We start from the raw sequence: 23,521 nt of genomic DNA, 5'->3' as shown, positions 1-23,521 counted from the left end.
ATCGCTCGATTACCGGCCACGGATCGGCCACACCCACCTTTCCCAGGCAGGACTCTGTGCTCGAATCCGTGACTTCCGCCGCCTTGGCCAGCGCCATGGACGGGCTGGCACTGCGCCAGCGGACCATCGCGAACAACATCGCGAACGTCAACACGCCGAATTACCACGCGAAGCGCGTCAGCTTCGAGGACGCCCTCGCAGCGTCGGTGCAGTCCGGGAACGGCCGCGTCCAGGCAACCACGGCGGAGTCCCTGGAGCCCACGCAGCTGAACGGCAACAACGTCAACCTGGACACCGAGACCCTGTCCAACATCGACACCGTGCTGCGTTTCCAGTTCGCCGCACGCGCGGTCAATACCGAGTTCACCGCCGTGCGCTCCGCCCTGAGGACCAGCTGATGACCTTCGACATGATCGGCATCGCCGGCTCCGCCCTCACCGTCCACCGCAAGTGGCTCGATGCCGTCTCGGACAACCTCGCCAACATGAACAACGCCTCCGCCACGTCCGGCCCCGCCTTCCAGGCCCGGTATGTCGAGGCCGCGGAGGGCTCGCAGGGCTCAGGCGTGTACGTCAAGAGCACCCAGCTCGGCAACGCCGAGGGCAGGGTCGTCTACCAGCCGGATCACCCGCTGGCGGACGCCAACGGCAACGTGAAGTACCCGGACATTGACATGGCCGAACAGATGGGTGCGCTCATCATCGCCCAGCGCGGCTACCAGGCCAACGCGCAGGTGGTGGATCGCGCCCGCGAAACCTACATGGCCGCCCTTGAGATTGGACGCTCCTAATGACTGTCGCCCCCATCGCCCCCGTCCAGGGCGTCCTGCCGACAAACTATGTGACAGGCGCCGGAGCGGCCCCCGTGGCCGGCACGGACGGCTCCGCCTTTGCCACTTCCCTCACCGGGGCGGTGGATAACCTCCAGCAGCTGCAGTCGACGTCGAACCAGCTGGCTGTGTCCGCCGTGACCGGCAACCTGGATGACATCCACAACGCCACGCTTGCCGCGACCCGTGCCCAGGTGACGCTTGAACTCATGGCCACCATGCGCAACAAGGGCGTTGACGCGTTCAACGAGATCATGAGGATGCAGGCCTGATGCCTCCGCAGATTAACGCTTTCTTCCAGCGCTTCGGCGCGGGCCTGAAGAGCTTCACCGCCGGCCAGCGCACCATCGCCGTGATCGGCGCTGCCCTGCTGGTGGTGGGCATTGTTGCCCTGTCCGCCTGGCTTACCCGCCCGGTGCTGACCCCGCTGTTCTCCGGCCTCCAGACCACCGACGCCAACGGCATCGTCGAACAGCTCCGCAAGGACAACGTTCAGTACGAGCTCAGCGACGGCGGATCCACCATCCTGGTGCCGCAGGACAAGGTCTACGACGAGCGCCTCAAGGCAGCGGCCGCGGGCCTGCCGACTGCCGCCGCCACCGGCTACTCCCTGCTGGACAAGATGGGCGTGACGTCCTCGGAATTCCAGCAGTCCGTCACGTACAAGCGCGCCCTCGAGGGCGAACTTGCCAGCACCATCTCCGCCATGGACGGCGTGAAGACCGCCGCGGTCCGGCTCGCCATCCCCGAGAAAACAGTGTTTGTGTCCAAGGCCCCGGACACCACCGCCTCAGTGTTCATCGAGACCGACGCCGGCGCTGCCCTGACCGGTGACAAGGTGCAGGCGATCGTCCACCTGACCTCCGCCGCCATCGAAAACCTCAAGCCCTCCAACGTCTCCGTGGTCGATTCGCAAGGCAACGTGCTCTCCACCGTCGGCGGCGGGACCGCAGGATCGTCCACCAAGCAGGCCAGCGACTACCAGCAGCGCACCTCGGACGCCGTCCGCGCGGTCATGGACCGCGTGGTGGGCCCGGGCAACTCCACGGTCGCCGTCGCCGCCGACGTGACGGGCGAATCGGCGCAGCAGAAGAGCGAGACTTTCTCCAATGCCGAGGGCGCCCTGCCGCTGAGTGAATCGTCCAAGACCGAGAAATACACCGGAACCGGGGGAGGAGCCGCGGGCGTCCTCGGCCCGGACAACATCGCTGTTCCCGGCGGCACGAGCGGCAACGGCAACTTCGATTCCTCCACCGAAACCAAGAACAACGCGGTCAACAAGGTCACCGAGGACCGGACCATCCCGGCCGGTGCCATCAAGCGGCAGACCATTTCCGTCGCCGTCAGCCAGGCCGCCGCCGGCGGCCTGAACCTGGCGTCGCTGAAGAACCTCGTCACCTCCGCAGCCGGGGCCGACACCGCGCGCGGCGATATTGTCACGGTCGAGGTTGTGCCGTTCAGCACCGCAGCCGCCGACGACGCCGCCAAGGCGCTCGCCGAGGCCCAGGCCAACGCCGAAGCCGAGAAGCAGGCCGCGTTCTTCGGAACCCTCGTCACCGCAGGCAGCATCCTGCTGGGCCTGCTGATCCTGGCCCTGGTGGTCACGATCATCCTGCGGCGCCGCCAGAAGCGCGAGCCCGTGGACCTCGGCGAACGCCTGGACCTGGAGATCATGCCGGTGGCCCCGCCTGTGGTGGCCCTTCCGCCGGCGACGTCGGCGATCCCGATCACCGCCCTGCCCGCGCTTCCGGGCCCGAGCACCGAACAGCTGGAATCCGAGCGCCGCCGGTTTGAAATCGACAACATGGTCGCCGCCAACCCGGAACGGGCCGCCGATTACCTGCGCAGCCTCATGGATGACAGGCAACCGGCATGAAACCCACCGATACGCCCCTGACCGGCACCCAGCGCGCCGCCGTCGTCCTGATGCAGATGAGCCCCGAGAACGCCGCCAAGGTCATGGCCCAGCTCACGGACACCGAGGCGGAGGAGATTGCCGGGGAGATCGTCAAGCTCCGCAAGGTGGACTCTGACGTCACCGAGCAGATCATGAAGGACTTCCACCAGGCCGCGATGACAACCACGCGCCAGGCCCGGGGCGGCCGGGAACTCGCCGAGGGCCTGCTGGAGGCGTCCTTCGGCTCGGAACGGGCCGCCGGGCTCATGAACCGCCTGACCGTCAATATGGCCGGCAAGTCCTTCGAGTTCCTCGAAGACATCGAACCCGTGCAGATCCTGGCCCTGATCGACGGCGAACTGCCGCAGACCATCGCCCTGGTCCTCGCCCACCTCAGCCCGCGCAAGGCCTCGGCCGTGATGTCCGGGCTGCCCGGCTCGCTGCGCGCCGACGTCGCGCTCAGCATCGCCACCATGGGATCCGGCGCGCCCGAGGCGATCGGGATCGTCGCCGACACCCTCAAACTCCGCGGCGGCGCCGCCGTGTCCCAGCAGGCCTCGAAGGTGGTGGGCGGCATCCAGCCGCTGCTGGAGATCATCAACCGGACCGACGCTGGCACGGAACGGTCCGTGCTGGACGGCCTGGACCTGCTCGATCCCGACCTCGCGGTGGAGATCCGGGCCCAGATGGTGACATTCGACGACATCGTGAAGCTGGAACGCCGCGACGTGCAGCTGGTGCTGCGCGGACTCGACGCGGCCGTCCTGGCGATGGCGATGAAGGGTGCCTCCGAGCCGGTCCTGGAAACCATCACCACAAACGTCTCCGGTCGCAACCTGGAAATCCTCGAATCCGAGATCGCCGCCCTGGGACCCCTGCGTGCCTCGCAGATCGAAGAGGCCCGTGCCGCCGTCGTCCGGTCCATCCGCGAGCTCGAGGCCGAAGGCCAGATCACCATCCAGCGCGGGGACGAAGAAGACTATGTCTACTGACAACGGCGCGGCCAACGCCCCGGCGCGCGTTGTCTTCCCGTCATTGCGGGCCAACGGCCCGGCCGCCGAACAGGCCGGCTACACCGAAGGCCACGCCGCGGGCTACGCCGCCGGTGTGCGCGCCGCAGCGAAAGAGCAGCGCCGCTGGCGGGACCGGATGGCCGCCGAGCAGGCTGCCTCCCTGGCCGCCGGACAGCAGGATCTGGACCGTGCCGTGCGCGCCCTCGCCGTCGCCAGGACAGACTTTGCGCACCGCAACGTGCAGGCGCTGCAGGACGCCGAGGAAATCCTGGCCCGCACGGCGCTGGAACTGGCCGAGGCCATCCTCGGCTACGAACTGGCCGAAGGCACCCGGACCGCCCGGGCCGCCCTGGCCCGCGCCCTCTCCGGGAATGACTCCGCCACGGTACTGGCAATCCGGCTGCACCCGGCGGACATCGACGTCCTCAGCCGGGAAGGCCAGGAACTGCCAGCCGGGCTGCCGCTCATCGCGGACCCCTCCCTGGGCCGCGGCGACGCGAAGGTCGAATACCAGCAGGGCTGGTTCGACGCCAGCCTCCGCACCGCCCTGGGACGTGCCCGCATGGCGCTGCTGGGAGAGGCAGCGTCGGCAGAGGGCCCGCTGGGAGATGCACTGGTGGCAGACACCGTGCCGGGAGACGCCGTGCCGGGAGAATCCGGCCGGGCCGAATTCGGTGCCGGCGCGTACCGGGGCCAGGCATGATCGCCGAGTGGCGGCCGAAGGGCGCCGACTATGCCGACGCGCTGGCCGCGGCCGCCCCGCAACGGGTCGGCGTCGTCACCTCGGTCATCGGGCTGGGCCTGGAAGTGTCGGGTCTGGACTGCGCCCTTGGTGACCTCGTGACCGTGGGCGGGAACCCGGGCCTTGACGCCGAAGTCGTCGCGGCGCTGGACGGCTCCGTGCGCTGCATGCCGCTGGGCCGACTGGCCGGCGTGGCTGCCGGTGACCCGGTGCGCGCCAAAGGCAGCGCGGTATTGGTTCCCACCGGGCGGGGCCTGTTCGGCCGGGTCCTTGACGGCCTGGGACGCCCGATCGACGGCAAGGGTCCGCTGCTCAGCGGGCCGCGCGTGCCGATCGACAACGAGGCACCGAACGCCATGAAACGCGCCCGCATCGACACCGCGCTGCAGACCGGCGTGCGCGTCCTGGACACCATGACCACGCTCGGCAAGGGCCAGCGCATGGGCCTGTTTGCCGGCTCCGGGGTCGGCAAATCCTCCCTCCTCTCGATGATCGCCCGCGGAACCGACGCCGAAGTCTCGGTGATCGCCCTCGTTGGCGAACGCGGCCGCGAAGTCCGCGAGTTCCTCGAAGACGACCTCGGCGCCGCCGGCCTGGCGCGCTCCGTGGTGGTGGTCGCCACCTCCGACGAACCCGCCCTGATGCGCATGCGCGCGGCCTTCACCGCCACCCGCATCGCCGAGTCCTTCCGCGACCAGGGCCAGGATGTGGTGCTCATGATGGACTCCCTGACCCGGGTGGCCATGGCGCAGCGCGAGATTGGCCTCTCCGCCGGCGAGCCCCCTGCCACCCGCGGCTACCCGCCGTCGACCTTTTCCATCCTGGCCCGGCTGTTGGAGCGCGCCGGCACGGCCGAGACCGGCTCCGTTACCGGCATCTACACCGTGCTCGTGGACGGCGATGACCATAACGAGCCCATCGCCGACGCCGCCCGCTCCATCCTGGACGGCCACGTGGTGCTGGACCGCAAACTCGCCGTCACCGGGCACTTCCCGTCCGTGGACGTGCTCGGATCCGTGTCCCGGGTGGCCAGCAAGGTCAATTCCCGGCCACACCTCGACGCCGCCGCCACGCTCCGCCGGGTCCTCGCGGCCCGCAAGGCGGCACAGGACCTGATCGACGTCGGCGCCTACCAGGCCGGGACCAACCCGCTGGTGGACGCTGCGCTGAACCACGAGCACGACGTCAGCGGTTTCCTCCAGCAGCCGATGGACGAATCCACGGCCCACCCCGAGTCCTGGCAACGGCTCGGCCACCTCACTTCGATCCTGGGAGCAGCAGCATGAACCGCGAATTCTCACTGGCCGGCCTCCTGCGCCTCCGCCAGCTCCAGCAGGACCAGGCGGCAACCGGGCTGGCGCGCGCCCGCTCACGTTCCAGCTCCGTCCGGGTCCGCGAAGCCGCCGCCCGCCGCGAACTTGCCGCCACGGATGACCCCATCTCCAGCTCGGCCTCACTGCGCGCCGTGGCCGCCGCCCGGTCATCCGCGCACAGCATGCTCGCGGACCTGCAAAACCTCACCCACCTGGCCGAGGCCGACGAAGCCAACGCCCGGGCCGAGTTCATCGCTGCCCGCACGCGGTCCGTGGGGCTGGAAAAACTGCAAGCCCGGCACGACGCCGAGGTCAACTCCGCGGACCTGCGCGCCGAACAGTCGGCCCTCGATGAGATCGCCTCGACGCTCTGGCACCGCGATGAGCAGCAGGTGAAGCCATGAGCATGACTGAAGCGATCGGCCGGATGCAGGGCATCCAGTCGATGATCGCGGAATTGAGCCGGCCTGCGGCCACGGAGACCAGCGCAGCCGCTGCCAAGGCTGCGGCTACCTCGCTCGCGTCCGCAACCGGCACCGGCGACTCCGCCACGTTCACCCAGGCACTTGCCGCGGCACTGGGCGGCAGTGGCGCAACGGATGCCGCCTCCCTCACGGACAGCCTGGGCCTGGGCTCCTCACTGGGCACGTCACTGGGCATTGGCGGCACATTCGGACCAGGTAGCGCTGCGGCGGCCGGGACGGCCGCGCTCACCGGCGCCCAGGCAGCCGGAACCGTACATGCCGGTGGGGCCGCGACGGGCAATGACGTGGTGGCAGTGGCGAAGAAGTACATCGGCGTTCCCTATGTGTGGGGCGGCACCAATCCGGCCTCCGGCATGGACTGCTCCGGCTTCACCCAGCGGGTCTTCAAGGACCTCGGCGTGGAGCTTCCCCGTGTGGTGAGCGACCAGATGCGCCAGGGCACCCCGGTGGCGTCCCTCGCAGAAGCGAAACCCGGAGACCTCCTGGTGAGCTTCGGCGGCAACCACATTTCCATCTACCTGGGCAACGGCAAGGCGATTGACGCACCCGTGCCGGGCAAGACCATCCAGATCCGCGATGCCTGGGAGCAGCAGTCCAACCTGACCTCCATCCGGCGCATCGTTCCCGCAGGGGCGGCATCATGAAGGCGGCGGCATCGACGGAGCTTGCGGGCGCGCTGGGGGCGACCGTCCGGGCGGCCCGGCAGGGCGCGGACCCGCGGCCCGGCAGCGAAAACGGAAACACAGCCGCCGCGTCCTTCGACGCGGTCCTCAACGACGTCCAGGGCGCAGCGGGCAACGGCACTGCGGCAGAGCCTGGCGCCGCTAAGGCTGTACCGGCGGCCGATGACACGGCGGCCGAACTGCCGCAGCCCGACGGCGCCACGGACCCCGCTTCGCTAATCGGCACTGCTGCGAACACTGTGACGGGGGCCGACGCTGCTTCCGGGAGCGCGCCGGGGACCGACGCTGCTTCGTCCGGTATCAGCAACCCCGGGCCGGCCCCGCACGTCCCGGACCCGTACGTCCCGGCCCCGTACTTTCCGGCCCCCTACGGCACGGCCGAATTCCCGCCGGCCCAGTTTGTCTCCTATACACAACTTGGTCAGGCTGGTCAGGCTGCGCTGCCCGGACAGTCGGCGCAGGCGGTAGCCCCGCCGTCGGACAGCAACGATGGTTCCCGTACTGCCGCACCGGCCGTCACTGCGTCCGCGGCCTCGGCGGTCCTTCCCGACGAGTTGCCGGCCGCCGCCGCGCATTCCCCGGCCGTCGAGACCCCGGGATTGGCCGCAACGCGGCGCCAGACTGTGGCCGCCGTCCCCGCTGGGACCATGCTGGACGGTAAGCCGAACGCCGCTGCGGCCTCGCAGACGGCGGGCGCGGTCCCGCTGGCCGGGCCCAAGGCCGCCGCCGGCGGACCGGTCAACCGGCCGGTCAATGGGAACGATCCTGCCCCGACGGCTGCGCCCGTCGACGCCGTGGCCACCGCACCGGCTACTGTTGCGGCCGCGCCGCTGGCCTCGACTGCCACCGGCGCCGCGGGGACCACCCCTGCGACCGGTCCCGTTCCGGTGCTCAGTGGCCCACCTAAGGCTGCTGCACCTGCCGGGCCAACGCAGGCAGTCCCGGTGCAGGCCGGCGCCACACCTCCGGCCGCCGCCGCGGCACCGGGCGCGGCACCGGGCGCGGCAGCGGCGGCGCAGACTGCCCAGGGACTTGGGTCTGGTCATGGTGCGTCGCCGGCGGCCACCACCGCGGCCGTGTCCGCGCGGGCGGTCAACGGATCAGACGTCGCCGCCGTCGCTCCCTCTGCGCCCGGACAAGCGCCGACGTCGCCGACCACCTCACCCGGCACGACCCCGTCCGGTCCGGCGCCATCCGGCAGCCCCGGAGCCGGCACCGGATCCTCCGGCAGCATGTCCACCGGAACCGGAACCGGAACCGGAACCGGAACCGGACCCGGAACCGGAACCGGAACCGGAACCGGAACCGGAACCGGAACCGGAACCGGAACCGGACCCGGAACCGGAACCGGACCCGCACACGCCCCCGCTCCTTTCCACGCCGGCGTCCTGACGGAACCAGTCGCGGCACCGGTGCCCAACGCCGCCCAGGCTCGGTCCAATCCGGAAAGCGACGCCCCCGCGGCGGCCGCCTTCCCCGTCCAGCCGACTGTGGCGGCGGCAACCGTGGTCCAGGCCGTGCCCCAGCCGGCTGCCCAGGCCGCTGCGCAGCCGGCGTTCCAGTCGGCGTCCCCGCCGGCGCCCCATTACGCCGCGCCCCTCCAGTCCCAGGTGGCCAAACCGCTTTTCACCCTTGTGGGGGCACCCCAGGGCCAGCACATCATGACCCTCAAGGTCAGCCCGGAAGATCTCGGTCCACTCACGGTCCGGGCCCAGATCGACGCCGCGGGCGTCCGGATTGAGCTGTTCGCCCCGGGCGATGCGGGACGTGAAGCCGTCCGCGGAATCCTGCCCGAACTCCGCAGGGAACTCCACAGCGCCGGATTCGCGGCCAGCCTTGACCTCTCAGACCACAACGGTCCCGGTTTCGGGCAGCACGGGGCCCAGCACGGCACGGGCCAGGACCGGACGGGGACCGGCGGCCAGTTCGGCACCGGCCGGGACCCCGGCGGCACCGGCTCGGGCCCCGGCGGCAGCGGCTCCGGCCCGGGCGACCGGAACGGGCCGCGGCCCGGAAACCGCTGGGATGCGCTGGCCGATGATCAAGCCATACGCACCGCCAGGCTGTTGAACGGCCCCCAGACCACCCTCGACATTCTTGTCTGACACGAAGGAACGCGACTTATGACGATTCAGCCGATCGCATCCCAGCCGGTAACGGCGGCGGGGGAGGCCCCCCAGGCTTCTGCCGTGCGGACCCCCTCGCAGACCATGGATGCCAACGTGTTCATGTCCCTGCTCGTGACGCAGCTCAAGAACCAGAACCCGAGCGCGCCCATGGACACCAACCAGATGATGAGCCAGACCCTTCAGCTCTCCATGATGGAAAAAATGACCGAACTGACCACCAACAGCAAGGAGGGCTTCTCCCTCCAGATGCGGACGGCGGCAGCCCAGCTGATCGGACACTCGGTCGGCTACACCCTCGCGGACGGCACCACCGGGACCGGCGTCGCCAGTTCCGTCAGCTATGCGGGATCGGTTCCGTCCGTCACGATCGGCGACCTTTCCGTTCCCCTCGACTCCATCACCGGGCTTACCGCTCCGGCCGCATCCTAACCAGTTCTTCACCTGTAGAAAGGCAGTTCCCATGCTCCGCTCGCTGTACTCCGGAATCTCGGGCCTCCGCGCCCACCAGACCATGCTGGACGTTACTGGCAACAACATCGCCAACGTCAACACCGCAGGCTTCAAGGCCTCCTCCACCCAGTTCCAGGACACCCTGTCCCAGCTGCAGCAGGGCGCCACCGGCCCGCAGGCCGCGACCGGCGGCAGCAACCCCGCCCAGATCGGCCTGGGCGTCCGGGTTGCCGGCGTCACCACCAACTTCTCCCAGGGCTCTTCGCAGAGCACCGGCAGGGCCACCGACCTGATGATTTCCGGTGACGGCTTCTTCGTCACCAGCAAGGGCGGCAGCCAGCTCTTCACCCGCGCCGGCGCGTTCAGCCCGGACGCAGCCAACCAGCTGGTAAGCCCCGACGGCGGCATCCTCCAGGGCTGGACGGCCACCAACGGTGTGATCAACGCGGGAGGCCCCGTGGGCGACATTACGCTGAACCCCAACACCATGGTGGCCAAGAAGACCGACTCGGTGACGCTGGACGGAAACCTGCCCAGCGACGCCGTCGACGGCACCAAGTTGGACCGTCTCGTCAAGGTTTACGACGCCGCCGGCACTGAACGCAGCGTGTCAATGACCTTCACCAAGGCCGGAAGCACGTGGAACATCGCGGCCGACGACAACGGCACCACAGCCACCGGGTCGGTGACCTACACGAACGGCAAGCCCACCGCCGGCGGCAACGTCACCGTCAACGGCATCACCATCGATGTCTCCAAGGTTTCCGGCTACGCCGCCATGAGCTCGCTGACCGTCAGCGGCCAGAACGGTGCCCCCGTCGGCAAGCTCGAGTCCTACACGCTGGGCAGCGACGGGTCCCTGGTCGGGTCGTTCAGCAACGGCGTCAAGCAGGTCCTCGCCAAGATCGCCCTCGCCAAGTTCACCAACCCGGGCGGCCTGGAGAAGGCCGGCGGCTCCTCCTACGTCGCAACCGGAAACTCCGGCGGCGTGCAGCTCGGTGCTGCGGGCGACCCCGGCCTTGGCACCCTGACCGGCGGCTCGTTGGAAATGTCGAACGTGGACCTGTCCCAGGAATTCACCAACCTGATCGTTGCGCAGCGCGGTTTCCAGGCCAACGCCCGCATCATCACCACCTCGGATGAGGTTCTCCAGGAACTGACCCAGCTCAAGCGCTAAAGTTACGGAACAACTGGCTGTCTCCTGCCCGGCTCACGTGGGCGACTTCACCCCGCGTTCAACTGCGGAGCAGGGGTGTCTCCTGTGCCCCGCCCGGGTCTGCAGAATATTGTCTGCCGACTCGGGCCGCGGGGAATACGCAGGAACTTCTTATTCGGCCGGAGGCAAGCGGACGGTTGCGACTCGCGCCGTCCGCACTGGCAGAAAGCCTTGTGGTGCGGCAAGCAGGGTCCATCGACCCCACCAGCCAGACACGAAATCCTAAAGAGCCGAAGCCCTGCCCGGGATGCGCAGTTCGGGAGGGCCGCCCAGGGGAGGGACAAAACGCACCGGCTTCAGGCTGCCGGCAGTCCTCTCCCGCAAAACCCAGGGATCCGGAAACGTCCAGTGGCGAAGATTGGCCATGGGCAGCCGAACCTGAGTCCGGACATGATGACGTTGACCGGTAGAGCCCGCCGGCACGACGCGGCCTGGGCCGGTTGCTTGACACATCCGGTACTCTGATTCTGTCACCACACCTTCCGCAGTTCCCGCAGGCGCCTCTGGCCGCGGGAGGAAGGAAGACACAAGTTGGCTCTGCATCATAGTTTCGCTCCCGAACTGAATATCAGGAGTGTCTTCCCGGCTGCCCGCAGGTTCGGTCGGGGGGAATTCGCCGGCCCGCGCCAACGATGGGCGGCGCCGGGGCGTACTCACGTGCCACGTACCGAGACGTAACGTGGCAACCGGCACACAGAGGGTCCGGGTCATATACGGCGGCCCGTGGGACCCAGACGTCATTGCGGCTGAGCTGGGCGAACGCCCTCTCGACCTCCGCCCGGTTTTGTCGCCGGTTCTGACCGTAGACGGTCTGATCGAAGACGACGCCACTGAGTGGCTGGCCTACGTATATGCCAAAACCGGCGGAACGAAGACGGCGAAGTCGTACGCGGAAAGCCTCCGCATGTATGCGTCGTTTCTGGTCGACAGAAATTGTTCGCTCCGTGGCGCGACTAACGCCCACTTGATCGACTACGTCAATTACCGCACGGTAGACGACGACACTCGGGTCTCCGGCACAACCTGGTATCGCGATCGCAGCACGATCAGGCCATTTCATGAATGGCTCCGCGAAACGTACGGGATCGAGGTGCCGTTCACCGTGGACGTCGTCCGTACCCCCGACGGTCCGAAGATTTCGATGCGGGAGGGGCGAAATGTTGCCCGCAAAAGTGCGGACGGCACCCCTTAGAGCCCCCAACGATCCCGGAACTACTGGCTGCGGCTTGGCGCGTCGGGCCCGACGGCCGGACGACACGCATCAATCGGACCGGGGGCCGGGACGCAGCCTTCATCAGTCTCGGCGTAGCCTGCGGTGCACGTGCATATACCCTGGCACATCTGACCATCTACGAGCTGCCGGACCTGCGCCTGCCGGGCGATCTCATCGAAATGTGGCTTCCCGGCGCAATCATGAAGAGGGGGCGCGACGTTCGTCTCCCAGCCTTCCGTTGCCACCTGCAACGCGTCCACGACTACATCCGCGGCGCGCGGCGCATGCTCCTGCGAGGATGGGTGCCGAAAGATCCCATTCAGGTTGCCGAACCGCCCACCCCTGCCTTCCGTGGAATCACTGACACCAACGGCATCAAGCGGCCCTTTGACAAAATGACAGCCGAGGAACGCCGACGCCTTCTCACCCAGGATGGCGAACCCGCAATCCTCTTCCTCTCGGCCACCGACGGGGCGCCGTTGTCCTACAGAACGGCAGAGGAAATCACCAGTGACGTGTCGCGCATCGCTGAAACAAATGCACGAGCCAACGGTAGGTTCTTCCCGCACGTCCACACCCACGACCTTCGCCACACGTATTCCACGCACCTGGCAGCACTCTTCATGCTTGGGATCCCCACCGGCCCGGGCCGGGACCTGCACGGAAGACCCCACCGGGTCGATATCCGCAGCGCCGTCCAGATGGCCAGCATGGCACTTGGCCACGCTAATGAAGCAACAACCATCCTGTATATCCAGCAGGTGGGGATGATGATCCTCCGCTTCGGAATCGACGACTTTCTGGGAAGGAAATGATGGCCTCTCGCAGCGACCGCCACGTCACCCGGCGACGCATTGCCGACGACCGCGGCGTCCATATCAACTTCATCACCAACGCTCAACTTCATGAGTCGGGCCAGATTACGGTTCAGACGCGTGGAAGCAAGACACCGACCGTGTTCGCATCGCTCGGCGCGACCCCGGCCGCCGGACAACTTACCCAGGGGCTCCTGAGACGGCTGCATATCGCGGGAGGGACGTGGACATCCGTTGAAACGCTGCGATTCAACTGGCATTTGGCTCGGGTTTTTCTTAAGTGGCTCCGGAAAGAGCACACCATAGTCGACCTTAACGACGAAGCATTCAGCCCCGCCGTCGTTTGGGAAGGCGCCCGCGTCCAGCTGCAGCAGAAGGCGTTTTATCTTGGCCAGGTTCTTCCGTTCTTTGGTGGGGATGAAGGCAGCGAGCAGGACGAAGAAGGCGGCCAGCACGTAGAAGAACCATGCCCCTTGATTGACCCGCACCGCGTCATAGACCGCCGGTGCCGCCACGAGGATGAAAGCGGGCCGCGACCCGGATGGCTGACCGGGTCTCCTTGTACCTCCGCCTCAGACGCAGTGACCATGCTTCCGGGTCGATGGTGGCGGGAAGCGTCCCGGAACGTAACGCGTCCTGTATGGTTTCAGTTTCACGAGCCCGCTCCGGGTCCGCCTGGCGCTGGGTGAGCTCGATGAAGCCGTTTCTGAGCATCACGGCTACGCCGACGATCCCCAGATTATGGAGGTCGTCACGGTGAAACCCGCTCCGCGGAGCGCGGTGCTGAGGATGATGTAGATCCCGGCCAAGGCGGCGCTCGAGACAGCTTTCTGTGCCCACCATGCACGCCCGACGGAGGGCCTGTTCGTAGCTTTCATGCTGGCCGTGTCCGGTCCAGGGCATGGGGACCCCGAGGATACCGGGCATGAAGAACACCGAGAAGCTCAGGTCGTTGCGGGAGGCCCTGTCGCCGTCCCTGAGGGTGAGCGCAAGACCGGCGCCGGTCAGGGAAATCAGCACGACAACGAACGCGATCAGCGCCATGGCCCACCAGGGAGCCGTGCCGGGATTCCAGATCATCACCGCAACGAGGAGGGCGTAGGCTGCCACCACGCGAGGGACCGTGGCGATGAAGATCCAGCCTACCATTGACGCGATGATGGAGTCGGGTCCACACTACGCGCATCGCGGAAACGCGTGGATGACGCACACGGTCACGAGCTCAACTGGCTCAAAGACCAGGAGTGAGGAAACGAGATGGCACTGATCCCGCAAGTCCGAAGGGTCACCTTCAATGACGAAGAGATTGGAATGGGTTTCGATAGTGCCACTGGATTTGCTGTTGGATCGGCACTTCAGGACTTCACTATACAAGAGAATCCTGTTGCCGCTGGGCAAGAAGTGTCTGCTTCTATCACCATCGTGAACTCTCACGAAGAACTGCAGGAGCGGATCGGCATGTCCTTCGAGGCTCAGGGGCGATACGGCATCTACTCGGGATCAGCGAAGGCAAGGTTTTCTGAGCAGACCAATTATAATTCCACCTCAACCTTTTTGGTAGCTAGTGTCGTTGTCGAAAACCCGTTGCGCCGAGGCAAGGGCTTCAGGGTCACGGAACAAGCGAAAGCTCTGCTTGATTCGAACCGTCTTGACGAATTCAAGACTGCGTTCGGAGATAGTTTCGTGCGCGGTCTCCAAACGGGTGGCGAGTTTTCCTCGGTCATCCGCATCACCTCCGTTTCGATGAGTAAGCAAACTGAACTGGCTGCTAGTTTGCAAGCCGAAGCTAACGGCTTGGTGGCAAGCGGAAGCTTCAAGGCAGAGTTCACGGAGGCGAATGCAGAGTCTCATACCAAGTCCGAGTTTGTGGCAGTAATGTACCAGAAGGCCGGGTCAGGTGCAGAAATATCGCCGACCGTCGAGATTGCGGAAGTCGTCAAACGATTCAAAGAGTTTCCTGTGATTGCAAAAGCAAGTGCTGCCGCCTACGAGACCGAAGTCGTGACATACGATACCCTGCCCTTGCCGCTGCCAACACCCGAAGAACAGGAAGACTTTCTTTTCGCACTCGCCGACGCGCGAGAAAAGAAGCTCCGGTACATTCAGACGCGTAATGATCTAGAGTTCGCCCTTCGAAATCCCTCTTTTTTTGAGCAAAAACCTGAGGCAGGCCTCCTGACCGCTTCGATAGACACGTATACAAAGCTTATTAATGCAGTGATGACCCACGCCATCTCGCTTGCACGTGGTCAGCTTGTGCCACCGCAGATATTTGATCCGATGTCCCTTCCCACGCCGATACCCGAGCCGGCTCCAGTGAAACTGGAGCGGGTGAAGGTGGAGCTACCCAAGCCGGCGGCTAACACGATGCCCAATCTTGTTGGAAGACTGGCGAATCCATTCACCAGCCTGCTCGCCTGTGTCCAGTTAGATGACGTTGATCATTGCCTGGCCTTCGTCGCGAACGCCGCGAAGGAGCTTGGACCGGAGGCACGCCAATTGGCAGAGTTTATCTTTGTAGTATCGCGGACACATGTAGAATTCAAGATACTGGGGAATCCAAACCCCCCCGAATCCCGCATACTCGCACAGTTCCCCCCCGCTGGCGTTGCGGTGGTCCCGGGTGCAGTCATTATCCTTACGGTCTCAAACTGATGCTGACGGCCCTGAAATTAAGCGGTGCATATGCTCCGCTCGTTCACTGTGTCCATAGACCCAAAAGGCATGGGTAACGCTCCTTACTGGAAGGGCAACAAACAGTGTGTCCTGCAATGGACCACCGGAGAAATCGAGCTGAGCCTCCTATTTGCGCAACAAGCTGTGACGCAAAATGCATGCCAAGGAAACTTCCAAAATATGCCGAATTATCAGCCTTCGCGGCAACTCAAGCAACATCGCCCTTTCCACGTTCCGGCCCAATGCTCCGTGCTGCCCAGAGTGGTCCTAGGTCCCTGTAATGGCGCGGCTTCAGCGTCCAGATGTCCCAAAACGTAGAAGAGCTTATCACCGGGTCCTAATCTGCATTGACCAAGAGACCAGCCGTACCCACAGCGCGCTTTCTTGCGCGCTCATGACAGCACGCTGGATGTGGCAACGTTGACGAAAACCTGAAGTGTTCCGGGGTTGCCCCCTGCCTCTCGAACAACGGCGGCCGATTACCGGACCGATTCAAGCAACTACTTCCCGGACGTATTGACAAGATGCACCAGCGAAGCCTCCAATAAGGGTCCTATAAGAACCCAGGATCAGGGGTAATACCATGACATCCAATCCTTACGTCGGGAATCCGAGCCCCAGCCTCGCAGACGCGTGGGCCATGGGTTTCCTACGAGGATTCGCAGATCCATCAATGCCCATAGATCCGCCCGAGGAAGTAGCGTCTGAGGACGATACGGCCTATTCGGAGGGTGTCCAAGCAGGGCGACAGGGAGCGATCGACGGCCTTGAACTAGGGTATACCTGTATCCCTGCGGGGGAGCCGAGCCCCGGTGAGGAGCTGGCCCACATGATTAGCGGTGCAGAGGTTCTTATTGCTGGATGGGAACTCATGCTCGCGAAAGTGGCTGCCGGACTGACGGGGCTAGTCGTAGTCCTAGTGGAAGTGGGCTCTTCAGCCAAGGCCGTGCTGCCGGTGGATCAGGTTCTGCCTAATCTGGCCAATCCGTTGCTTGACGCTATGGCGGATTATGGGGTGGGGTCTCTAGAAGTGTTCTGTGGTGTTGGACGTGACCCGCTAAGTGAAGAATGTGAAATTCAGCTTACCGGGCTGTATCCATCGCTAGATGACGCACGCACGGCGGCTATGTCCTTGGGCCGCTCAGATTGGCTAATTGTTAGCTGGCGAACAGATCAATGTGGCAGTTTCCGGGTAGTCGAAGTTGCTGACTGAAGACTGAGAGCCGGTGACGGTGGAATTGCTCGGTGGTCGCGGCGAGGAGCTGTGGCCGTGGCCCGGGCGCATTTTCGCCGTGGGACCGTCGTATACCTTCATGGATCTCGCCGATGCCATCAAACGATGCTTTCGCCCGGTGGGACCGCTCACACTTGTCAGTGTTCACCCTGGCCGACGGCCGGGTAATCACCGATGAAGAGACGGGAGCCGAGATGGCCACATCGATCTGCGGGCCGATCATCGCGCCAATCGACATCGCTGCTGCCAAGGTCGCCCGGACGGTGGGGCCGGGGCTGAGTTTCAATTCACGTTCGATCTTGGTGACGCGTGGATGCACCGGTGTGTGGTCGGGGAAGTGAAGGTCGACCCGGTGGAGGTATTGGGTATCCGTCCTGATGTCCCCCTGTCGTACTGGGGCTGGGGCAGCATCCCGGACCAGTACGGGCGCCGGTGGGCTGCTGACGATGGGGAGAGCCGGGCGCCGGGGAGACCGAGCCGGCCGCACCCGATGCTGCTGCACGCATGGCCCGCAGAGGTGCAGGTGCCGGGGCTCGACCTGTCCGAGCTGCGTGAAGCGATCGCGGCAACAGATGCGGCTCGCTTCCTCGCTGTGGTGACGGGACACGTCATCGATGACGCTCTGCAACAGGTGGGGGCAGGCATACCGATGGCGCTGAAGCAGAGACGCCGGGATGCCGGTGGCAGTGTCGGTCATCAACCGGCTGACGTGGCGCGGCGGCGCTGGTGACCGGCTGCTCGCAGAGGACCTGCTGGCAGGTCTGCGCCGCGAGCCGCTGACAGGCCAAGTGGTGCCAGTAGACCTGGACATGCTCAGCACCGTGCTGGAAGGGGATCCCGAGCTGTCGACCGGCGGCTATCTCGACCTGCGCACCGGGCAGGTGTACGACGACAGCGCCACTGACCCGATGATGGTCGGGGAGGGTGCCGCCATCGACGCCGAGGAGGAGCCGGACTGTTGGCTTCGGCTCAACTGCACCGGTTCGCGGAACGCCTGGCGGGACATGGCAGCCTTCGCCGAGCGGCAGCACGATGAGGCCCTCCGGGAGCGGTTGGAGCGGGCGATCGAGGGCAAAGGTGCCTTTTTCCGGTTCCGCGACCTCGTCCACAGCGAGAACCTTGGCGACCAGTGGTATGCCTTCTCCGCCGACCGGCAGATGGGCCGTGCCCGCGAGTTCCTCGCTGACAATGGCATCCGCGTGGGCTGACGAGCCCGGCTCGGTCAGCGCCGGCGCAAGATTGTGCAACCCGCTCCGTACCGAAGATTGCACCTGTGACGGTGATTGTGGCGGGGGTTGTGGGACAACATACGGGACGGCCAAGTTAAGCGGCGGGCTGCCGTTTGCGGTCGGCGGAGAGTGTCCCACCGGGGTCATCCTGGATCCAAGGCAGTGGGACAGCCTTCTCTCCCGAGTCCCCTCTGTAGGTGCAGGATTCACGGGGCTCGGCGCCCGATGGTGCCCCCACACGTAAGGCGCAGCTTCTGTTGGTGGTGAAACTGGCATCATTACAAGGTGACTAACTCCAGCCCCACTCTCCAGCAAGTCCTTGAGCAAGCACGAAACGCTGCATATCAACTCATGGTCAAGGGTGAGACTTCCGGTTTGGGCTGGGACGAAGAAACCGTTACCAACATCATGCTCGTCGAGGTACCCCCTTTGGTGAAGGTCATTCCTTTCACCAGGCTTCACGAGGGCGGAGATAAGCGGCTAAAAGAGCACGGAGCAGGTGTCGGGGCTGACTGGTTATGGTGGTGGGTTGGCGATGACGGCGCATCCTTCGGCATGCTTGTGCAAGCGAAGCGACTCAAGAAGGTCAAGAACGAAGAATGGTTCATCGACTTCGGATATAGGTCGGGCAAGCAGTGGCAAGATCTGCATGCGACGGCAGATGCCCTCCAAGTGGCGCCGAGCTACGCGCTTTATCTTGGTTCCCCCAATTACAGGCAGCCCGTTGAATGCGGTGCAAACAACCATCCTTCCGACTATGAGCAGTGTGAGCGTTGCATCCGTAAATCGGTTTCGTTCTACCCATCCGTACTTGCGTAGAGCCGGAGATTGCATATAGACAATCGATCCCAATGGAGAGTCTCGCGGACCCACAAGCGGACACTGAGACGCCTCGTGCAAAGACGTGGGTTGACGGACTTACAACGGAGTTGAAGGAATTCCTGACCAGCGAAGCGACCGGTGTCCCTCAGGCTGTGGCAAGACAGCTCGTGTCCAAGGCGAGGGAACGGCGATCTTTGCAATTCAATCTTGTGGAAGAGACCCTGACTCGCGATGACCAGATCAGTGAGGATTTTATGTTCGCCTCGCTACCGCTCGACCAAGGACACCTCCCCGCTCCTTACTTCCTTCAAATACTGCGGGGGTTGCGTCGATCTCCCCCGGGATACGTCCTCAACGCTCTCAACGGAGATTCACCTGTTGGACTGGACACAACCAACTTGGCCGGCTTGGTCGTCGTCAGGGCTGGTTCCTTCAACTGACTCGTCCTAAAACAAAGGAAGTGGGATGAGACCTTGTAGCGTTAAGGGCACCTTCGCCGGGCGTTTTGCGGCAGGTCTTACGGGAATCCAGTAGCCCTGGAACGGCGAGGACTCTAAAGGACGTTAGATGCGGCCGGTGAGGGACCGGCTTACAGGCGACGGGAGGGGTGACCAGTCCGCCACCCGCTCAGACAGGTCCCGGAGCGGCCATTCGTCGTTGATAGTGTGCGGGTATGTTCAATCCCTACTCCCCGCACCACGAACCAGGGTTCGGCGCATGGAAGCAAGGGCTAGAGGCATTGCCACCTCGGAGATCTTGGTCCGTAAGGCGGAGCAGACGGCGCAGGACGGTCGCTGGATGCGATGGATGCAGGCACAGTCTGCGAGTCAACCAACATTCACTCTGTCGAGGACGACGTATCGAAGATTGGGCAGCAGCTCGTTTTGCTGGCAAGGATCGCTGATTTTCCTGTCGGCTTTTGTTGTGTGCTCGCGTGTCGAACCGATCCGGCCCCGCTGTTCATTCAGCTTGTTGCAGTAGTTCCCTCCGCGCGGCGACGAGGGGTAGGACTTGCGCTCCTTAGCGCGGCCGCCGAGTGGCAGCCACAACGCGACATCGTGATGGCCACTTCGACGACAACGTCGACGCACGACGGTTGAATGAGCGTTTCGCGCAATCGATCGGTGGGAACATTCAGCGTGTTCCCGCCGGCCGGTTCCGGCCGTCCGATTTAGGATTCGCTCCAGGCGAGCGTCGTCGTCCCTGGATAGTCGACCGTTTACAGGAAGCTGACTGACGGCACGTCCTAAATTGAGCCTCGGGACTTGCCCCCGGTTTTGTTGACTCCCTCGCCTGAGGCGTTGAGTGACTGCATTGTCCCGGTGGAGGATCCCCCATCGGACGCCCTGGCGCCCGAAGATCCACCGGTTTAAGGGATAGCAGCGCTGCGTAGGAGAAAGGCGCGCCGCATGCATTCGCGCCCTTCCCACAACCGATAATTGAGTCATGCAGCGTGCGAGGGTTCATGTGATGGGGGCGAGCGGTAGCGGTACGACGACGCTCGGTCGGGCGTTGGCTGACTATTGGTCTGTTCCTCACGCGGACGCCGACGACTATTTCTGGGTGCCCACCGTCCCGCCTTATGTCGAGAAGCGTCCGGAGAGCACTCGGCGGTCTCTGATGCGCGAAGTTTTCGTCCCGCGGGAGGGCTGGGTCTTGTCCGGGTCAATGATCGGCTGGGGGAGAGCATCGTTGCAGAGTGCGACGCCGTGGTCTTTTTGACGCTCGACCATCGTGAGCGATTGCGACGCCTCGAGGCCGCGAGGCCCATCGCCGGGCCGGCCAAGATTTCGATGAGGCGGCGTGGTCCGACTTCCTAGACTGGGCAAAAGGTTACGACGATCCGGCGTTCGACGGCCGAAGCCGTGCCGCGCACGAGGCGTGGCTTGACCAACTGGATCTGCCGGTTCTGCGTCTGGGCAGCGAAATGCCGGTAGCGGTACTCCGTGATGCCGTGTTGAGTTGGGAGCACTCGTAAGTCAGCCGGGAAGTTCAACCGTCCGTTGAAGGATCCCTATCTGCACCAAGGCCGAACGCACGGGCTGGTCCCTATTACTCGGCCGTACCTCTGAATAGGCTCCTACAAGCCCGCAAATCGTTAAGCGCGGCCGGGGCTTGACGTCATACTTGCATTTTGCAAGCATAGGCCACATGAGCCTTTTCATTACCTGCCCGGTAGAGAGCGTCGAGCGCGCGACAGCCTTCTATACCGCCCTCGGCTGGACCCTCAACGCCGAGATGTCCGATCACAACGTGTCATGCTTCGCCATCGCGCCTGAGCAGTACGTCATGCTCGGCAGCCGCGAGATGTACGCGAGCGTCGGCGGCGCCGAGGAGCTGGTCGGCGGACCCGACACCCCCTCGAAGGTCACGGTCTCATTCGATCTCGGCAGTCGGGAGGCGGTCGACGAGCTCACCGAACGCGCCGGCGCCGCCGGCGGGCGGATCGGTGACACCGACGATTACCCCTTCATGTACCAGCGCCAGTTCGACGACCCCGACGGCTACCACTACTCGCCGTTTTGGATGAAGCCGGACGCCGATCCGACTACGTGAGCGACCTCGCCGCCGCCCTCGACATCGTGGGAGCACGGTGGGCCCTGCTCGTCGTGGAGCGGCTGCTCGACGGGCCACAGCGCTACGGCGATCTGCAGCGCGACCTCGGAGTGCCGACGAACATACTCGCGACCCGCCTGCGCGAGCTCGAGGCCGCCGGCGTACTGTCCCGCCTGCCACTCCGGCACAACACCCGAGCCTACGCGCTGACCGATCGCGGGCTCGCCTTGCGCGAGGCGATCGTCGCGCTAGCACGCTGGGGCGCTGCGGAGGGTCCGTCCGCGGCCCAGGAGCCAGCTGCCGGCCCAAAGCAGCACAAGGAGAGTCCGGGTCTCGGTGCCGTATGAGCGCCCGCGTGTGATTCATCGCGGTCCCGGATTAACACGTGGTGGTTTCCTGGCACGGATCAGGATCGGGGGTGGCTGGAACGCCATGACTGCGCTGGCGGGTCCTGGGAATATTAATGCTGACGGCAAGGCCGATCTTTTGGCCAGGGGACGCTTTGGCTGTACCCGGGTAATGCCCGTGGTGGTTTCCTGACGCGGACCAGGGTCGGGGGCGGCTGGAACGCCATGAACGCCGTGTTCTGAACGTCCAAGGTCGCGGATGTGCGTGGACTGACGATGCCCGGTGGGGCGAGTTGGTTCAGGCCGTCTCAATCACAGCACGCACCCACGCTGTCGAGGAGATCGCCGACGCGGCCTGCAAAACGTGAAATCCACACCACGCGCAATGACAGCTGCAGCCTGCATTAAGTGCACTGTTCGCTCGTCTAACGACAGCGCGAACCGAAGGCCGACAACGGACGATTCGTCATCTAGTCGGTGAGGGCCAGGGGAGCGGCCGACTCGCTGGGGTGGCTGCAGCGTGGCAGCGAACCGGCGAAAGGCAGCGTGTTGGCTGGCGACAAGCTCTCCGTAGTTGTTCGTGTCGACGTCGACGGGCTCGGATCCAGATCGCTACGACCGGTCACGTGACCACATCGAATCTTCACGCTTTATCCCATCGTCGGACGCATGAACAGCCTCGCCGAAGGTCTCGCCGGGGAAATGGATCTGACGCACGCCCCTGTCGAGCCGGATGCCCTTGAGCAACTGCAGGGATATGCCCGGCTCCATGAGCCGCCCACCAGGATCGCATTTCCACAAGCAGATCCCGGCATCGCCGTTCTGCCATCCCGCTTCGCATGTGCGGTGAAGGATGCTAGTCCAGGGGCAGGGTTATCGTCACGCAGGTTCCCGCGTCGGGGGACGAGTCGAGGATCATCTCTCCGCCGGCAAGGACTACGGCCAATCGCATGAGGCGCAACCCCATGCCGGTGTGCCGACCGATCATGGTTGCCGGCGCGTCGAAACCGCGGCCGTCGTCGGTCACTTTGAGCTGAACGCTGTGGCTCATGCCTCGGGTGACGAAGCCCAGCCGGACCGTCACCTCTGACGCCTGTGCGAATTTGTAGACGTTGCTGAGGAGTTCCTGCGCCGCCCGGTACAGGAGGGTAGCGGATTGCCGGTCTACTTCCATCATGTGGTGCGGAGTTTCCAGATGCACCTCAGTTCCGCTCCCGCGCAGGGGAAGCGCCAGGCGGTCAATTGCACCGGTTACGCCAAGGGCATGGAAGTCGACAGGGTGAGTATCGGTGAGGACGCCACGTACGGCGACCACTTCGTCGCTTAGTAGTGATTTCATACCCTTACTGTGCGCTTGCGTCGTTGGCATTTTCTGGTGCCGCGCCGAGGGCACCAGACCTTGAAGGGCTCGGCTTTTCTCCCGCACAAGGCACCTTGGCCGAACGCGCCGCCGGGTTTCCTGATGCCCGCCCGTATCCCGCTGATCCTGCCGATCCACAGTGGTGTCGGGGGCGTATGGGCCCGCAGCATGCGCGTGAGGGGTAGGGCCATAATAGAAGGCCCACGCAACTATCAGGCTGGTTAGTTGACGTAGCATCCGCTATCAGTGCGGGGTTATCAGGCTGGGAGTGAGGTTTCCCTCGTCTCGGGTGTGTTGATTATCAAACTAGGCAGCTTCGAAAGACCCTAGCGAACGATTCGAAGTGTCGACGCGGATGCCCGTGTGACCGTGGTGTAGCCGGTTTTGGTTCCGGTGACCCGGACGGACAGGGTCTTGCCTGCGTCTGCGCTGTTGAGCCGGTAGGTGGCAGCGGTTGCTCCGGTGATGGCGGTGCCTGAGCGGTACCACTGGTACGTCAGGTTGACTGGGGC

General features: G+C 64.9%; 25 protein-coding genes and 1 pseudogene. 23 read left to right on the top strand and 3 right to left on the bottom strand.

Annotated elements, in window-relative coordinates:
- The first annotated feature begins 56 nt into the window (after window positions 1-56).
- From flgB to AC1DBX_RS19415, 14 genes are all read left to right on the top strand, one after another.
- Window positions 57-398, top strand: a complete 342-nt coding sequence (gene flgB, locus AC1DBX_RS19480) for a flagellar basal body rod protein FlgB (RefSeq protein ID WP_028277071.1) — start codon at window positions 57-59, stop codon at window positions 396-398.
- A complete protein-coding gene (locus AC1DBX_RS19475; RefSeq protein WP_028277072.1) occupies window positions 398-790 on the top strand; it encodes a flagellar basal body rod protein FlgC in 393 nt (130 codons plus the stop codon). Before flgB ends, AC1DBX_RS19475 begins: the two co-directional genes overlap by 1 nt.
- Window positions 790-1,101 (top strand): flagellar hook-basal body complex protein FliE, encoded by a 312-nt coding sequence (gene fliE / locus AC1DBX_RS19470; RefSeq protein ID WP_028277073.1) that lies wholly within the window; start codon window positions 790-792, stop codon window positions 1,099-1,101. Before AC1DBX_RS19475 ends, fliE begins: the two co-directional genes overlap by 1 nt.
- Window positions 1,101-2,705 (top strand): flagellar basal-body MS-ring/collar protein FliF, encoded by a 1,605-nt coding sequence (gene fliF / locus AC1DBX_RS19465; protein WP_476932524.1) that lies wholly within the window; start codon window positions 1,101-1,103, stop codon window positions 2,703-2,705. Before fliE ends, fliF begins: the two co-directional genes overlap by 1 nt.
- The gene (gene fliG / locus AC1DBX_RS19460; protein WP_476851547.1) at window positions 2,702-3,718 is read left to right on the top strand and encodes a flagellar motor switch protein FliG; all 1,017 of its coding nucleotides are present in this window, start codon (window positions 2,702-2,704) and stop codon (window positions 3,716-3,718) included. Before fliF ends, fliG begins: the two co-directional genes overlap by 4 nt.
- A complete protein-coding gene (locus AC1DBX_RS19455) occupies window positions 3,708-4,442 on the top strand; it encodes a FliH/SctL family protein (RefSeq protein WP_476860124.1) in 735 nt (244 codons plus the stop codon). Before fliG ends, AC1DBX_RS19455 begins: the two co-directional genes overlap by 11 nt.
- Window positions 4,439-5,767: a FliI/YscN family ATPase gene (locus AC1DBX_RS19450; protein ID WP_476932523.1), complete on the top strand. Its 1,329-nt coding sequence runs from the start codon at window positions 4,439-4,441 to the stop codon at window positions 5,765-5,767. The genes AC1DBX_RS19455 and AC1DBX_RS19450 overlap by 4 nt, the downstream gene beginning before the upstream one ends.
- Window positions 5,764-6,198: a flagellar FliJ family protein gene (locus tag AC1DBX_RS19445; RefSeq protein ID WP_026538968.1), complete on the top strand. Its 435-nt coding sequence runs from the start codon at window positions 5,764-5,766 to the stop codon at window positions 6,196-6,198. Before AC1DBX_RS19450 ends, AC1DBX_RS19445 begins: the two co-directional genes overlap by 4 nt.
- The gene (locus tag AC1DBX_RS19440) at window positions 6,195-6,923 is read left to right on the top strand and encodes a C40 family peptidase (RefSeq protein WP_476873958.1); all 729 of its coding nucleotides are present in this window, start codon (window positions 6,195-6,197) and stop codon (window positions 6,921-6,923) included. The genes AC1DBX_RS19445 and AC1DBX_RS19440 overlap by 4 nt, the downstream gene beginning before the upstream one ends.
- The gene (locus AC1DBX_RS19435; protein ID WP_476932522.1) at window positions 6,920-9,067 is read left to right on the top strand and encodes a flagellar hook-length control protein FliK; all 2,148 of its coding nucleotides are present in this window, start codon (window positions 6,920-6,922) and stop codon (window positions 9,065-9,067) included. The genes AC1DBX_RS19440 and AC1DBX_RS19435 overlap by 4 nt, the downstream gene beginning before the upstream one ends.
- Window positions 9,068-9,085: 18 nt before the next feature.
- On the top strand, window positions 9,086-9,520 hold the full coding sequence (locus tag AC1DBX_RS19430; protein WP_476932521.1) for a flagellar hook assembly protein FlgD: 435 nt from the start codon (window positions 9,086-9,088) through the stop codon (window positions 9,518-9,520).
- 31 nt (window positions 9,521-9,551) lie between these two features.
- Window positions 9,552-10,718, top strand: coding sequence for a flagellar hook protein FlgE (locus AC1DBX_RS19425; RefSeq protein ID WP_476932520.1), 1,167 nt, complete (start codon window positions 9,552-9,554; stop codon window positions 10,716-10,718).
- A 718-nt stretch (window positions 10,719-11,436) separates the two neighbouring features.
- Window positions 11,437-11,949 (top strand): site-specific integrase, encoded by a 513-nt coding sequence (locus AC1DBX_RS19420; protein ID WP_476932519.1) that lies wholly within the window; start codon window positions 11,437-11,439, stop codon window positions 11,947-11,949.
- A gap of 221 nt (window positions 11,950-12,170) precedes the next feature.
- Window positions 12,171-12,785, top strand: coding sequence for a site-specific integrase (locus AC1DBX_RS19415; protein ID WP_476932518.1), 615 nt, complete (start codon window positions 12,171-12,173; stop codon window positions 12,783-12,785).
- 492 nt (window positions 12,786-13,277) lie between these two features.
- Here the strand turns inward: AC1DBX_RS19415 and AC1DBX_RS19410 are convergent, their stop codons facing one another.
- The gene (locus AC1DBX_RS19410) at window positions 13,278-13,934 is read right to left on the bottom strand and encodes a hypothetical protein (RefSeq protein ID WP_476932517.1); all 657 of its coding nucleotides are present in this window, start codon (window positions 13,932-13,934) and stop codon (window positions 13,278-13,280) included.
- 108 nt (window positions 13,935-14,042) lie between these two features.
- Here AC1DBX_RS19410 and AC1DBX_RS19405 point away from each other — a divergent pair, with 108 nt between their 5' ends.
- The 9 genes from AC1DBX_RS19405 to AC1DBX_RS19365 all read left to right on the top strand — a co-directional run bounded on the left by AC1DBX_RS19405 (window position 14,043) and on the right by AC1DBX_RS19365 (window position 21,649).
- Window positions 14,043-15,440, top strand: coding sequence for a hypothetical protein (locus tag AC1DBX_RS19405; RefSeq protein WP_476932516.1), 1,398 nt, complete (start codon window positions 14,043-14,045; stop codon window positions 15,438-15,440).
- A gap of 850 nt (window positions 15,441-16,290) precedes the next feature.
- A complete protein-coding gene (locus AC1DBX_RS19400) occupies window positions 16,291-16,674 on the top strand; it encodes a hypothetical protein (RefSeq protein WP_476932515.1) in 384 nt (127 codons plus the stop codon).
- Window positions 16,675-16,835: 161 nt separating this feature from the next.
- Entirely contained in the window at window positions 16,836-17,036 is a 201-nt protein-coding gene (locus AC1DBX_RS19395) for a hypothetical protein (RefSeq protein WP_476932514.1), read from the top strand.
- Complete coding sequence (locus AC1DBX_RS19390; protein ID WP_476932513.1) at window positions 17,033-17,425, top strand: hypothetical protein; 393 nt, start codon at window positions 17,033-17,035, stop codon at window positions 17,423-17,425. The genes AC1DBX_RS19395 and AC1DBX_RS19390 overlap by 4 nt, the downstream gene beginning before the upstream one ends.
- Window positions 17,370-17,903: a hypothetical protein gene (locus AC1DBX_RS19385; protein ID WP_476932512.1), complete on the top strand. Its 534-nt coding sequence runs from the start codon at window positions 17,370-17,372 to the stop codon at window positions 17,901-17,903. Before AC1DBX_RS19390 ends, AC1DBX_RS19385 begins: the two co-directional genes overlap by 56 nt.
- A 306-nt stretch (window positions 17,904-18,209) precedes the next feature.
- Window positions 18,210-18,743: a hypothetical protein gene (locus tag AC1DBX_RS19380; protein ID WP_476932511.1), complete on the top strand. Its 534-nt coding sequence runs from the start codon at window positions 18,210-18,212 to the stop codon at window positions 18,741-18,743.
- Between the two features lie 806 nt (window positions 18,744-19,549).
- A complete protein-coding gene (locus tag AC1DBX_RS19375) occupies window positions 19,550-19,846 on the top strand; it encodes a GNAT family N-acetyltransferase (protein ID WP_476932510.1) in 297 nt (98 codons plus the stop codon).
- 1,051 nt (window positions 19,847-20,897) lie between these two features.
- Window positions 20,898-21,302 carry a VOC family protein gene (locus AC1DBX_RS19370; RefSeq protein WP_476932509.1) on the top strand — a complete coding sequence of 135 codons (405 nt, stop codon included), beginning with the start codon at window positions 20,898-20,900 and terminating at the stop codon, window positions 21,300-21,302.
- On the top strand, window positions 21,299-21,649 hold the full coding sequence (locus AC1DBX_RS19365; protein ID WP_476932508.1) for a winged helix-turn-helix transcriptional regulator: 351 nt from the start codon (window positions 21,299-21,301) through the stop codon (window positions 21,647-21,649). The genes AC1DBX_RS19370 and AC1DBX_RS19365 overlap by 4 nt, the downstream gene beginning before the upstream one ends.
- An 856-nt stretch (window positions 21,650-22,505) precedes the next feature.
- Here the strand turns inward: AC1DBX_RS19365 and AC1DBX_RS19360 are convergent.
- Entirely contained in the window at window positions 22,506-22,988 is a 483-nt protein-coding gene (locus AC1DBX_RS19360; RefSeq protein WP_476932507.1) for a sensor histidine kinase, read from the bottom strand.
- Window positions 22,989-23,335: 347 nt separating this feature from the next.
- Window positions 23,336-23,521: pseudogene (locus AC1DBX_RS19355) on the bottom strand (hypothetical protein); the annotation flags it as partial.

Source organism: Arthrobacter sp. 10N44_2, from assembly GCF_056394385.1.
This window is presented reverse-complemented; position numbering and strand designations above follow the sequence as displayed.